Source organism: Streptomyces sp. CC208A, from assembly GCF_030010625.1.
Classification (GTDB): Bacteria; Actinomycetota; Actinomycetes; order Streptomycetales; family Streptomycetaceae; genus Streptomyces.
Genome location: NZ_JASCXN010000001.1, coordinates 132,589 through 145,948, shown reverse-complemented (window position 1 = coordinate 145,948; position 13,360 = coordinate 132,589). Strand labels below are relative to the sequence as shown.

The window sequence follows — 13,360 nt, the reverse complement described above, 5'->3', positions numbered from 1 at the left end:
GCACGAACTTTCGCGGAGGGCCAACGTCGTCCCTCGGCTGCTCTATATGCCACGACGACGACGGGAGAGCCGATGCGTTCCGACGCCTGGTCGCCCATGGACGGTCGCCCCGCCCCCCAGGGCATGTACGACCCCCGTAACGAGCACGACGCCTGTGGCGTCGGGTTCGTGGCCACCCTCACCGGTGTGGCCGGCCACGAGCTGGTCGAGCAGGCGCTGACCGTACTGCGCAATCTCGAACACCGCGGCGCCACCGGCTCCGAGCCGGACTCCGGCGACGGCGCCGGCATCCTGCTCCAGGTCCCGGACGCCTTCTTCCGCGAGGTCACCGGCTTCGCTCTGCCCGAGGCCGGCGCGTACGCCGTGGGCACCGCCTTCCTGCCGGTGGACACCGCCGACGAGACCGCCGCCGCGATCGAGGCCATCGCCGCCGACGAGGGCCTCACCGTCCTCGGCTGGCGCGAGGTCCCCGTCGCCCCCGAGCTGCTCGGCGCCACCGCCCGCTCCACCATGCCGGTCTTCCGCCAGCTCTTCGTGGCGGACACCGAGGGCGGGTCCACCGGCATCGCGCTCGACCGCAAGGCGTTCGTGCTGCGCAAGCGCGCCGAGCGCGAGGCGGCCACGTACTTCCCGTCGCTCTCCGCCCGCACCATCGTCTACAAGGGGATGCTGACCACCGGGCAGCTGGAGCCCTTCTTCCCGGACCTGTCGGACCGGCGCCTGGCCTCGGCCGTCGCCCTCGTCCACTCCCGGTTCTCCACCAACACCTTCCCGAGCTGGCCGCTCGCCCACCCGTACCGCTTCGTCGCCCACAACGGCGAGATCAACACGGTCAAGGGCAACCGCAACTGGATGACCGCCCGCGAGGCCCAGCTCGCCACCGACGTCTTCGGCGAGAGCCGGGACGGCAAGGGCCTGGACCGGATCTTCCCGATCTGCACCCCGGACGCCTCCGACACCGCCTCCTTCGACGAGGTCCTGGAGCTCCTGCACCTCGGCGGCCGCTCGCTGCCGCACGCCGTCCTGATGATGGTCCCCGAGGCGTGGGAGAACCACGACTCCATGGACCCCGCGCGGCACGCCTTCTACCAGTACCACTCCACGATGATGGAGCCCTGGGACGGCCCCGCCTGCGTCACCTTCACCGACGGCGTCCAGGTCGGCGCGGTCCTCGACCGCAACGGCCTGCGCCCCGGCCGCTACTGGGTCACCGACGACGGCCTCGTCGTCCTCTCCTCCGAGGTCGGCGTCCTCGACATCGACCCCGCCAAGGTCGTCCGCAAGGGCCGCCTCCAGCCCGGCAAGATGTTCCTCGTCGACACCGCCGAGCACCGCATCATCGAGGACGACGAGATCAAGGCCGGCCTCGCCGCCGAGCAGCCGTACGCGGAGTGGCTGGAGACCGGCGAGATCGAGCTCTCCGACCTCCCCGAGCGCGAGCACATCGTGCACACCCACGCCTCGGTCACCCGCCGCCAGCAGACCTTCGGCTACACCGAGGAAGAACTCCGCGTCATCCTCGCCCCGATGGCCCGCACCGGCGCCGAGCCGATCGGCTCCATGGGCACCGACTCGCCGATCGCCGCCCTCTCCGAGCGCCCCCGGCTCCTCTTCGACTACTTCACCCAGCTGTTCGCGCAGGTCACCAACCCGCCGCTGGACGCCATCCGGGAAGAGCTCGTCACCAGCCTGCGCTCCTCCCTCGGCCCCCAGGGCAACCTGCTCGACCCGACCGCGGCCTCCTGCCGCTCGGTCACCCTGCCCTTCCCGGTGATCGACAACGACGAGCTGGCCAAGCTCATCCACATCAACCACGACGGCGACATGCCCGGCATGAAGGCCGTCACCCTCTCCGGTCTCTACCGGGTCTCCGGCGGAGGCGAGGCCCTCGCCGCCCGCATCGACGCCATCTGCGCCGAGGCCGACGCGGCGATCGAGGGCGGCGCCCGCCTGATCGTCCTCTCCGACCGGCACTCCGACGCCGAGCACGCGCCGATCCCCTCGCTGCTGCTCACCGCCGCCGTCCACCACCACCTCATCCGCACCAAGCAGCGCACCAAGGTGGGCCTCCTGGTCGAGGCCGGTGACGTCCGCGAGGTCCATCACGTCGCCCTGCTCATCGGCTACGGCGCCGCGGCGGTCAACCCGTACCTCGCCATGGAGTCCGTCGAGGACCTGCTCCGCGCCGGCACCTTCCTGAACGGCATCGAGCCCGAGCAGGCCATCCGCAACCTGATCTACGCCCTCGGCAAGGGCGTCCTCAAGGTCATGTCCAAGATGGGCATCTCCACCGTCGCCTCCTACCGCGGCGCCCAGGTCTTCGAAGCCGTCGGCCTCGACGAGGAGTTCGTCGCCCGGTACTTCAACGGCACCGCCACCAAGATCGGCGGCGCCGGCCTCGACGTCGTCGCCCAGGAGGTCGCCGCCCGCCACGCCAAGGCGTACCCGGCCACCGGCATCGCCTCCGCGCACCGCGCCCTGGAGATCGGCGGCGAGTACCAGTGGCGCCGCGAGGGCGAGCCGCACCTCTTCGACCCGGAGACCGTCTTCCGCCTCCAGCACGCCACGCGGAACAAGCGGTACGACATCTTCAAGAAGTACACGGACCGGGTGAACGAGCAGTCCGAGCGCCTGATGACGCTCCGCGGCCTGTTCGGCTTCTCCTCCGACCGCCCGTCGATCCCCCTCGACGAGGTCGAGCCGGTCTCCGAGATCGTCAAGCGCTTCTCCACCGGCGCCATGTCGTACGGCTCCATCTCCCAGGAGGCGCACGAGACCCTCGCCATCGCCATGAACCGGCTCGGCGGCAAGTCGAACACCGGTGAGGGCGGCGAGGACCCGGACCGCCTGTACGACCCGGCGCGCCGCTCCGCGATCAAGCAGGTCGCCTCCGGGCGCTTCGGCGTCACCTCCGAGTACCTGGTCAACGCCGACGACATCCAGATCAAGATGGCCCAGGGCGCCAAGCCCGGCGAGGGCGGCCAGCTGCCCGGCCACAAGGTCTACCCGTGGGTCGCCAAGACGCGTCACTCGACGCCCGGCGTCGGCCTCATCTCGCCGCCGCCGCACCACGACATCTACTCCATCGAGGACCTGGCCCAGCTGATCCACGACCTCAAGAACGCCAACCCGCAGGCCCGCATCCACGTGAAGCTGGTCTCCGAGGTCGGCGTCGGAACGGTCGCGGCCGGCGTGTCGAAGGCCCACGCGGACGTCGTCCTCATCTCCGGCCACGACGGCGGCACCGGCGCCTCCCCGCTGACCTCGCTGAAGCACGCGGGCGGCCCCTGGGAGCTCGGCCTCGCCGAGACCCAGCAGACCCTGCTCCTCAACGGCCTGCGCGACCGGATCGTCGTCCAGACCGACGGCCAGCTGAAGACCGGCCGCGACGTCGTCATCGCCGCGCTCCTCGGCGCCGAGGAGTTCGGCTTCGCCACCGCGCCGCTCGTCGTCTCCGGCTGCGTCATGATGCGCGTCTGCCACCTCGACACCTGCCCGGTCGGCATCGCCACCCAGAACCCGGTCCTCCGCGACCGCTTCTCCGGCAAGGCCGAGTACATCGTCAACTTCTTCGAGTTCATCGCCGAAGAGGTCCGCGAGCTCCTCGCCGAACTGGGCTTCCGCACCCTGGAGGAGGCCGTCGGCCACGCCGAGCTCCTCGACACCAGCCGCGCCGTCTCCCACTGGAAGGCGCAGGGCCTGGACCTGGAGCCCCTCTTCCACGTGCCCGAGCTGCCCGAGGGCGCGGTCCGCCACGCCCTGGTCGAGCAGGACCACGGCCTGGAGAAGGCGCTCGACAACGAGCTGATCCAGCTCGCCGCAGAGGCGCTGGGCGCCGCCTCCGCGGAGGAGGCCCAGCCGGTCCGCGCCCAGGTCCCGATCCGCAACATCAACCGCACGGTCGGCACCATGCTCGGCCACGAGGTGACGAAGAAGTTCGGCGGCGCGGGACTCCCGGCCGACACCATCGACCTCACCTTCACCGGCTCCGCCGGCCAGTCCTTCGGCGCCTTCCTGCCGGCCGGTGTCACCCTCCGACTGGAGGGCGACGCCAACGACTTCGTCGGCAAGGGCCTCTCCGGCGGCCGCGTGATCGTCCGCCCCGACCGGGGCGCCGACCACCTGGCCGAGTACTCCACCATCGCGGGCAACACCATCGCGTACGGTGCCACCGGCGGCGAGCTGTTCCTGCGCGGCCGCACCGGCGAGCGCTTCTGCGTCCGCAACTCCGGCGCGCTCGTCGTCTCCGAGGGCGTGGGCGACCACGGCTGCGAGTACATGACCGGCGGCACGGCGGTCGTGCTCGGCGAGACCGGCCGCAACTTCGCGGCCGGCATGTCCGGCGGCGTCGCCTACGTGATCGACCTCGACCGGAGCAACGTCAACTCCGGCAACCACGGGGCGATCGAGACCCTGTCGGAGACCGACAAGGCGTGGCTGCACGACGTCGTGCGCCGCCACCAGGAGGAGACCGGCTCCACCGTGGCCGAGAAGCTCCTGGCCGACTGGGACGCGGCGGCGAGCCGCTTCAGCAAGATCATCCCGACTACGTACAAGGCCGTGCTCGCCGCCAAGGACGCCGCTGAGCTCGCCGGTCTCTCCGAGCAGGAGACCACCGAGAAGATGATGGAGGCGGCGACCCATGGCTGACCCCAAGGGCTTCCTGACCACCGGCCGCGAGGTCGCCGAGACCCGCCCCGTCGCGGAGCGCGTCCGCGACTGGAACGAGGTCTACGTCCCCGGCTCCCTGCTGCCGATCATCAGCAAGCAGGCCGGCCGCTGCATGGACTGCGGCATCCCGTTCTGCCACAACGGCTGCCCGCTCGGGAACCTGATCCCCGAGTGGAACGACTACGCCTACCGCGAGGACTGGTCGGCGGCGTCCGAGCGCCTCCACGCCACCAACAACTTCCCGGAGTTCACCGGCCGCCTGTGCCCGGCTCCGTGCGAGTCGGCGTGCGTGCTCGGCATCAACCAGCCGGCCGTCACCATCAAGAACGTCGAGGTCTCGATCATCGACAAGGCGTGGGACGGCGGCGACGTCACCCCGCAGATCCCCGAGCGCCTCTCCGGCAAGACCGTCGCCGTCATCGGCTCAGGACCGTCGGGTCTCGCCGCCGCCCAGCAGCTCACCCGGGCCGGCCACACCGTGGTCGTGTACGAGCGCGCCGACCGCATCGGCGGTCTGCTGCGCTACGGCATCCCCGAGTTCAAGATGGAGAAGCGGCACATCAACCGCCGCATCGAGCAGATGCGCGCGGAGGGCACCAAGTTCCGCACCGGCATCGAGGTCGGCCGCGACATCACCGCCACCGACCTGCGCAAGCGGTTCGACGCGGTCGTGGTCGCCGCCGGCGCCACCACCGCCCGCGACCTGCCCGTGCCGGGGCGCGAGCTCAAGGGCATCCACCAGGCGATGGAGTACCTGCCGCTCGCCAACAAGGTCGTCGAGGGCGACTTCGTGACCCCGCCGATCACCGCCGAGGGCAAGCACGTCGTCGTCATCGGCGGCGGCGACACCGGCGCCGACTGCGTCGGCACCGCCCACCGCCAGGGCGCGGCCTCCGTCACCCAGCTGGAGATCATGCCGAAGCCGGGCGAGGAGCGGAACGCCAACCAGCCCTGGCCGACCTTCCCCATGCTGTACAAGGTCACCTCGGCGCACGAGGAGGGCGGCGAGCGGGTCTACTCCGTCTCCACCACCCACTTCGAGGGCGACGAGGACGGCAACGTCCAGTTCCTGCACCTGGTCGAGGTCGAGTTCGTCGACGGCAGGCTGACCCAGAAGCCGGGCACCGAGCGGAAGATCCCCGCCCAGCTGGTCACCCTGGCGATGGGCTTCACCGGCACGGACCAGGAGAACGGCCTGGTCGCGCAGTTCGGCGTGGAGCTCGACGAGCGGGGCAACATCGCCCGCGACGCGGACTTCGCCACCAACGTCGACGGCGTCTTCGTCGCCGGTGACGCCGGCCGCGGTCAGTCGCTGATCGTCTGGGCCATCGCCGAGGGCCGTTCGGCCGCCCGAGGCGTCGACCGCTACCTCACCGGCGCCAGCTCCCTGCCGGCCCCGATCCGCCCGACGGACCGGGCCCTGATGGTCTGACGCCCCCGGATGTCCCGTACAACGGCGTACGGAACCACGCGACGCCCGCCCCGTCCCCGACCAAGGACACCTGGGGCGGGCGTCGCTGCGCGTCCGGGAACGCCGCCGTCGGCCGGGCGGTAATACGGTGGCCCGCTGTCACACCCGGGCGTAATCATGGGCACATGAGTTCTCTCGTACGCCACGTGACCATCGACTGCGCCGACGCCTACGCCCTCGCCGGGTTCTGGGCGAAGGCGCTGGACGGCAAGCTCTCCGACGACGACGAGCCCGGCGACCCCGAGGCCCTGGTCGAGTCGGCCGGCGCCGGCCTCCTCTTCATCCAGGTGCCGGAGCCGAAGGCGGTCAAGAACCGCGTCCACCTCGACCTCCAGCCGCAGGACCGCACCCGCGACGAGGAGGTCGACCGCCTGCTCGCCCTCGGCGCGACCCTCGTCGGCGACCGCCGCCGCCCGGACGGCACGGGCTGGGTGACCCTGGCCGACCCGGAGGGCAACGAATTCTGCGTGGAGCGCGGCAAGGCGGAGCGGGGCGAGTCCTAGCGGTTCCCGGGCCGCCACGGCCGTCCGGAGCAATCCGGACAGGAGGTGTCGGGTATCCAGGGTTCCCTGGAGTCATGCGAGACACCGGAACCCTCACCTGGCCCGCCTTCGAGGCCGCCGAACCCGAACTGGCCGCGACCGCGCGGAAACGCTTCGGGCGGTACACCCACCACACCCTCGCCACCCTGCGGAAGGACGGCTCGCCGCGGCTCAGCGGGATCGAGGCCGACTTCCGGGGCGGCGAGCTGTGGCTCGGCATGATGCCGAACTCGTACAAGGCCCTCGACCTGCGCCGCGACCCGCGCTTCTCGCTGTTCGCCAACCCGGGCGCGGGGACGGACATGGGCGGCGGAGACGTGCGGATCTCCGGGCGGGCCGTCGAGGTCACCGATACGGAGGAGGTGGCGCAGTACGCCGCCGGGGTCGGGGTCCCGCTGCCCTTCCACCTCTTCCGGGTGGAGCCGTCCGAGGTCGTACGGACCTGGGTGGAGGGCGACGAGATCTGCTTCACCACCTGGCGCCCGGGGCGCGCGCCCCGGACCCTGCGGCGCGGCAACGACGACACCCCGCCGCGCGAGGACGGCTGACCCGGCCGTCGGCCGCCGGTCGTCGGTCGCCACGGAGCGACGACAATGGGCGGGTGTCAGCGACCAAGAAGAAGAGCCAGGCGAACGCCGCCGCCCCCGAGCGGCGGCGTGAACTCCTCGAGACCGCCGCCGAGGTCTTCGCCGCCCAGGGGTACAACGCCACCACCGTCCGCCAGATCGCGGACGCCGCCGGGATGCTCGCGGGCAGTCTCTACTACCACTTCGACTCCAAGGAGTCGATGCTCGACGAGATCCTGTCCAGCTTCCTCACCGAGCTGTGGGAGGGGTACGACACCGTGCTCGCCGCCGGCCTCGGTCCCCGGGAGACCATCGAGGCCCTGGTCACCGAGTCCTTCCGGGAGATCGACCGGCACCGCGCCGCCGTCGCCATCTACCAGAAGGAGTCCCGGCACCTCACCGACCTGCCCCGCTTCCACTACCTCGCCGACTCGCAGCGCAGGTTCGAGAAGGCGTGGCTCGGCACGCTGGAACGGGGGGTCGCGGGCGGGGTGTTCCGCGCAGACCTCGACATCCGGCTCGCCTACCGCTTCGTCCGCGACACCGTCTGGGTCGCGGCCTCCTGGTACCGGCCGGGCGGCCGGCACCGCCCCGAGGAGATCGCCCGTCAGTACCTGTCGATGGTCCTGGACGGCATCGCCGTCCGTCCGTGATCAGGCGGGGGTGTACGGGGCGGGCGCCGGCCCCCGCACGGGCCGGCGCCCGCCCCGTCAGCCGACCAGCCGTTCCCGCAGCCCCGCCAGGGTGCGCGGGTCCACGCCCAGGCCGGCCGTCACATGGCGGTACAGGCTGCCGTAGCCGGCGCGGACCTCGGCGAGGGCCGCGTCCAGGTACTCCCGGCGGACCTCCTGGAGGGGCACGATCAGCTCCGGGTTCTGCATGAGGCCGCTCTGCTTCAGGCCCTCGCGGACGCGGGCGTCGTAGGCGGCGCGGAAGGTGTTGGAGGCCAGGTAGTCCTCGGTGGCGAAGTACTCCGGCACGCCGACGAGCTGCAGGAGCAGCCAACTCGTCCAGCCGGTGCGGTCCTTGCCCGAGGTGCAGTGGTAGAGCACCGGGCCGGAGCCGGGTTCGGCGAGCTCGCGCAGGGTCTGCCCGAAGGCCGCCCGGTTCGCGGCGTCGGTGACGAAGCTGCGGTACACCTCCGTCATGAAGGCCGCCGCCCGGCCGTTGCCCAGCATCTCCTCCTGCCGCACCGGGTCGCGGGAGCCGATCACGGTCATGAGCTGAGCGAAGAGACCGTGGTCGGTCACCGGCCGGGAGACGGACGCCACCCCGGCGGGCAGCCGGTCGGCTCCGTCGAACGCCACCTCCGACGGGATCCGGAAGTCGATCGCCCGGGCGAGCCCGAGCCCGCCGAGCGCGGTCACGTCGGCGTCGGTCAGCTTCCCCAGGTGGTCGCCCCGGTGGACGCGCCCGTACCGGACCCGCTCGCCGTCGTAGGTGGGGTATCCGCCCAGGTCGCGGACGTTGACCGCGCCCTGGAGCGGGAGGTGCCGGATCAGGGTGGTGGCGGAGGTCCGGGGCCGGGCCGCCGCGGCGGTGGACGGGGTGAGCGCCGCCACTGCGGCGGCTCCGGCGGTGCTCAGCAGTGCGCGTCTCGACAGGGGCATGGCTGTCTCCTCACGGATGCGTCTCACGGGTGCCGGGGCGGAGCGGGCCCCACTCTGCCAAACGTTTGTTAGGTAGCGGTCGGTCGGGGAGGAAGGTAGCAGCCGGGGCCGCAGGACGGGAGAGCCGTGCGCACCCCGCGTCCTCGGTCCGTCAGCGACGGCGCGGGGGCGTCCACTCCAGCCGGGTCCTGACCCGGGGGTCGCGTACGAACTCCAGGGCGTCGAGCGCCGTCTGCCGGGGCGCGCCGTCCGGGTCGCCGTCCGCGAGGAGCGCCGCCAGCGCGTCCACCGCCCGCGGGTCCTGACGGATCGCCAGGCCCCGGGCCGCCTCCGCCGCCGTCTCCGGATCGGGGTCGGACAGCCGCTCCGCCAGCGCCTCCCGTACGAGCGGGGTGTCGTCGGGCAGCTCGGCCAGGGCCAGCACCGCCCAGTCCCGCACCCGCGCGTCCCCGTCCCGGCTCAGCCCGAGCAGCACCCCCAGCGCCTCCATGTCCCCGGCCGGTACGAGCCCCGCGAGCGCGCCCGCCGCCGCCCGCCGCACCTCCGCGTCCGGATGGCCCGCCGCCGCCAGCAGCTCCGGCACCGCCGCCGGGTCCGCGCACGCCCCGAGCGCCGTCACCACCGACAGGGCCGGCTCCCGCGCGGGACCCGCCGCCTCCCCGGCCAGCCGCCGCAGCACCGGCACCGCGCTCGCCGCGAACCCCGGCAGCGCCCCGAGGACCCGCGCCCCGAACGCCCGCCGCAGCGGATCGCGGTAGGCGCACAAGCCCGCCGCCGCCACGAAGGTCTCCTCGTCCGCCCGCCCGGCGAGTTCGGCCACCGCGGTCGTCCAGTCGTCGAGCTCCGGGTCCCCGCAGCGCAGCGCCCGCGCCGCCAGCTCCTCGGCCGGGACGCACCGGCCGAGCGCCGCCTCAAGGAGGGTCGCGACGGCCGCGTGCCCGGTCTGCCGCTCGTCGCCGCGCCCGGGCCGGCCGTCCTCCCGCAGCAGCTCGACGACCACGGTCACCCCGCCGTCCTCCCGGACCCGCCGCACCACCGCCTCGTACGTCTCCCCGCCGGCGTTCCCGGCGACCAGCCCCCGCCGCAGCTCCGCCGCCATGTCCACCCCGATCCACCGCCGCGCCTCCCGCAGCGCCGGCCCCGCGCCCCGCGCGCCGTGGTCGAGCAGCGCCCGTACGCAGGCGGTGGAGCCGCGCCGGGCGGCGGCGGTCAGCGGGGGCAGCCCGTCGGGCCCCGGCCGGTCGGGATCGGCACCGTGTTCGAGCAGGGCCCGTACGGTCTCCGCGTGGCCGAGCCGCACCGCCCAGGCGAGCGCCGTGAACCCGAACCCCTCCTCCTGGTCCGGCGGCGCGCCCGCCGCGAGCAGCGCCCGTACCGTCCCCGCGTGCCCGCCGCAGGCCGCCCCGCACAGCGGCAGGTCCCCGCCGTCCGGACCGCTCGCCCGGCCGGGATCGGCCCCGGCGGCGAGCAGCAGCCGCACGATCCCCGGCTCGTCGGCGACCGCCGCCCGGTAGAGGACGGTCTCACCCCCGTCGACGGCCTCCGGATCGGCGCCGGCGCGCAGGGCCCGGACGACCGCGTCCTCGTCCCCGCCGGCGACGGCCTCGAACAGCGTGCTCATGCACCGACCCTGACCCCTCGTCCAGCCCCGAAGCAAATCCGCCCCCGCGCGGGCTGCGCCGCCGTCCCTGTGGGCAGGTATCCCTCCCCCAAGGACGAAGTCCTTGGGGGAGGAACGATTGCCCACAACGAAACGGCGGTGCGCCCACGACGGAACGGCGGCGCATCGCCCGGCGGAACTCGCGCCCGCAACGGCGCGGCGGTGATGCGGGCTCAGGTCGTGCAGTCGAGGACCGTTCCGCACAGGCGGCAGCGGGCCCGCAGGCCGCGGCCGGCCGGGACGCGCAGCCGCTGGCGGCAGACCGGGCAGGGGAAGGTGACGCCGGTCGCCGGGGCGCCGCCGTCGAAGGCGTACGGGGCGCCGGGCGCGGCCCGGCCCAGGCGCCGTTCCCGGGCGTAGCGGTGCCGGGCGGTCCAGCCCGCGCCGGCCAGCGGCGGCAGTCGCCGCTCCCGCTCGGCCTCGGCCCGGCCCCGCCGCCATGCCTCGTACGCGACCGCGCTGGTGAACCACGGCGACGGGTCCTCGCCGAAGAGCCCGGCCCGCTGGGCGAGCACCCAGCCGAACTCCTCCGGCGTGAGGTAGCCGAGCTTCTGGCTCTCGACGCCGTCCTGCCGGAAGGCGTCGAGGAGCAGCCAGCCCGCACCCAGGTAGGCGGTGGTCACGTCGGTGAGGATCTCGTTCCGCCCGGCGTCGGGGAAGCGGAGGTCGAGCCGGTGCAGCAGGACGTGGGTGATCTCGTGGGCGAGGGCCGCGCCGATGTCCCGGGTCCGGGTCCGGAAGCGCTCGTTGAGCTCGACGAAGTACTCGGGCCCCGCGGTGAGTTCGACGGTGGCGGCGTGCTCCATCGCCCGGAACGACACCACCACCCGGGCCTCCGGCAGCCGCAGGTGGCGCACCAGGGCACCGGCCGCCCGGGTGGCACCGAGGAGCGGGTCCTCGGTGGGGGAGAGGGCCACATCGGCGGCGGCCACGCTGGTCGCGTACCGGCCGACCCCGGTGGGGCCGAGGCGCCGGTAGAGCGCGGTGAGCGAGGCCCGTACGGCCTCCCGGTGGGGGAAACCGTGCTCCACCCCGTGGGCGTCCTCGCCGACCCGGTCGGCCCAGCGGCGGTCCGTCATCCGCGTTCACCCCCGCCGTCCACTGTACGGTCCGGGCGTGGCGACTGGCCTGAAGGGCTTTCTTGTGGCGGTAGTTGGGGGCTGTCGACCATCCGGACAGATCCTGGCGGGCCGGTCACGCGACCGTGCGGTCGTACGACCGGTCCGCCAGGGCCCCTGCGCGCCCCCCCCACGAGAAAAGGCAGACCGTGCAGAACAACCGACTCGTCCGCGCCCTGCGGAAACTCGCCGCGGCCGGTGCCGTCGCCCTCGCCCCCCTCAGCCTCCAGCCCGTCTCCGCCGCCACCGCTGCCACCGCCGCCCCCGCGCCGATCGTCGGCGGCACCCGCGCCGTCCAGGGCGAGTTCCCCTGGATGGTCAAGCTCTCCGTGGGCTGCGGAGGCTCCCTGATCACCCCGCAGATCGTCCTCACCGCGGCCCACTGCGTCAGCGGCTCCGGCGACAACACCCGCATCACCGTCACCGCCGGCGTCGTGGACCTCCGTTCCCCCGACGCCGTCAAGGTCCGCTCCACCAAGGTCCTCCGGGCCCCCGGCTACTACGGCAGGGGCAAGGACTGGGCCCTCGTCAAGCTCGCGAGCCCCCTCGCCTCGCTGCCCACCCTGAAGATCGCCGACACCCCCGCGTACGACGAGGGCGTCTTCACCGTGGCCGGGTGGGGCGCGGCCCGCGAGGGCGGCGCCCAGCAGCGTCACCTCCTCAAGGCGGAGGTCCCCTTCGTCCCGGACGCCGCCTGCCGGGCCGCGTACGGCAGCGCCCTCGTCCCGTCCGAGGAGATCTGCGCCGGCTACGGCCAGGGCGGGATCGACGCCTGCCAGGGCGACTCCGGCGGCCCGATGTTCCGCAAGGACGACGACGGCGCCTGGATCCAGGTCGGCATCGTGAGCTGGGGCGAGGGCTGCGCGCGGCCCGGCTACCCCGGCGTCTACACGGAGGTCTCGGCCTTCGCCGCCGCCATCAAGGCGGCCGCCGCCACGCTGTAGGGCGATGCGCGGGGTGGTGCCCGGGGGCGCCACCCCGCACGTACGCCTCCGGGTCAGCCCAGCTCCACCCGCACGGGGCCGGCCCCCTCCGCCGGCTCCAGCTCCAGCACCCACACCTCGTTCGCGCCCTCCCGCAGCACCGGGCCCGGCACGAACAGCCCCTCCTGCGGGCCCGCCGCCGGCCAGTACCGGCCCAGGCAGAAGCCGTTGACCCAGACGAAGCCCCGGCCCGCGCCCGGCAGCCGCAGCTCCGCGTCCCCGGCGCCCGCCACTTCCACCGAGGCCCGGTACAGGCCCCGCTCCCCGCCCCCCGGCACCTCCTCGAACGGCACCCGGCCCACCGTCTCCGCCGTGAACGCGTCCAGGCGCAGGCCCCGGGCCCGTACCCCGTGCACGTACTGGCGCTCGTGCAGCAGCCCGCCGGTGATCCCCTTCGGCTCGGCGAGCCGCGGCCCGTAGTTCACCCGGCCCAGCGACTCCACTCACAGCTCCACCGCCGCCGGGCCCGCCACCGGCTCCGGCAGCACCGCGTCCTCCTCCGTGAGCACCCCGGCGAAGACGCCGTCCAGGCCCATCGCGCGCAGCATCCCGAGCCGGTGCTCCCAGTGCCCCTCGTGCACCCGGAAGTAGTGCAGCGCCCCCGACAGCAGCCGCACCGGCCGCCCGTCGAGCAGAAAGTCCTCGTCACCCACCGCGAACGTGCTCATGGCCCCACCCTCGCCCCCTGGCGGCGGGCCGGTCCATGGACAAAGATCGTCACAGTTTGGACCTTGGAGGC

9 protein-coding genes and 1 pseudogene are annotated in these 13,360 nt (G+C 73.6%); 6 read left to right on the top strand and 4 right to left on the bottom strand.

Annotated features, from left to right (window positions below):
* The first annotated feature begins 72 nt into the window (after positions 1-72).
* The 5 genes from gltB (at position 73) to QK442_RS00605 (ending at position 7,903) form a co-directional block, all read left to right on the top strand.
* Complete coding sequence (gene gltB / locus QK442_RS00625; RefSeq protein ID WP_282691741.1) at positions 73-4,650, top strand: glutamate synthase large subunit; 4,578 nt, start codon at positions 73-75, stop codon at positions 4,648-4,650.
* The gene (locus tag QK442_RS00620) at positions 4,643-6,103 is read left to right on the top strand and encodes a glutamate synthase subunit beta (protein ID WP_282691740.1); all 1,461 of its coding nucleotides are present in this window, start codon (positions 4,643-4,645) and stop codon (positions 6,101-6,103) included. The genes gltB and QK442_RS00620 overlap by 8 nt, the downstream gene beginning before the upstream one ends.
* 164 nt (positions 6,104-6,267) lie before the next feature.
* Entirely contained in the window at positions 6,268-6,645 is a 378-nt protein-coding gene (locus tag QK442_RS00615; RefSeq protein ID WP_282691739.1) for a VOC family protein, read from the top strand.
* 74 nt (positions 6,646-6,719) lie between these two features.
* Positions 6,720-7,232 (top strand): pyridoxamine 5'-phosphate oxidase family protein, encoded by a 513-nt coding sequence (locus QK442_RS00610; RefSeq protein ID WP_282691738.1) that lies wholly within the window; start codon positions 6,720-6,722, stop codon positions 7,230-7,232.
* A 53-nt stretch (positions 7,233-7,285) separates the two neighbouring features.
* The gene (locus QK442_RS00605) at positions 7,286-7,903 is read left to right on the top strand and encodes a TetR/AcrR family transcriptional regulator (protein ID WP_282691737.1); all 618 of its coding nucleotides are present in this window, start codon (positions 7,286-7,288) and stop codon (positions 7,901-7,903) included.
* Positions 7,904-7,960: 57 nt separating this feature from the next.
* Here QK442_RS00605 and QK442_RS00600 read toward each other — a convergent pair whose 3' ends face one another.
* The 3 genes from QK442_RS00600 to QK442_RS00590 form a co-directional block, all read right to left on the bottom strand.
* Positions 7,961-8,860, bottom strand: coding sequence for a tyrosine-protein phosphatase (locus tag QK442_RS00600; RefSeq protein WP_282691736.1), 900 nt, complete (start codon positions 8,858-8,860; stop codon positions 7,961-7,963).
* 151 nt (positions 8,861-9,011) lie between these two features.
* Positions 9,012-10,481: an ankyrin repeat domain-containing protein gene (locus tag QK442_RS00595; RefSeq protein ID WP_282691735.1), complete on the bottom strand. Its 1,470-nt coding sequence runs from the start codon at positions 10,479-10,481 to the stop codon at positions 9,012-9,014.
* A gap of 212 nt (positions 10,482-10,693) precedes the next feature.
* Positions 10,694-11,599: a hypothetical protein gene (locus tag QK442_RS00590; RefSeq protein WP_282691734.1), complete on the bottom strand. Its 906-nt coding sequence runs from the start codon at positions 11,597-11,599 to the stop codon at positions 10,694-10,696.
* A gap of 188 nt (positions 11,600-11,787) precedes the next feature.
* Between QK442_RS00590 and QK442_RS00585 the strand changes: the two genes are divergently transcribed.
* Positions 11,788-12,582, top strand: a complete 795-nt coding sequence (locus QK442_RS00585) for a serine protease (RefSeq protein ID WP_282691733.1) — start codon at positions 11,788-11,790, stop codon at positions 12,580-12,582.
* A gap of 53 nt (positions 12,583-12,635) precedes the next feature.
* Here the strand turns inward: QK442_RS00585 and QK442_RS00580 are convergent.
* A pseudogene (locus QK442_RS00580) lies at positions 12,636-13,289 on the bottom strand (beta-galactosidase).
* Between the last annotated feature and the right edge of the window lie 71 nt (positions 13,290-13,360).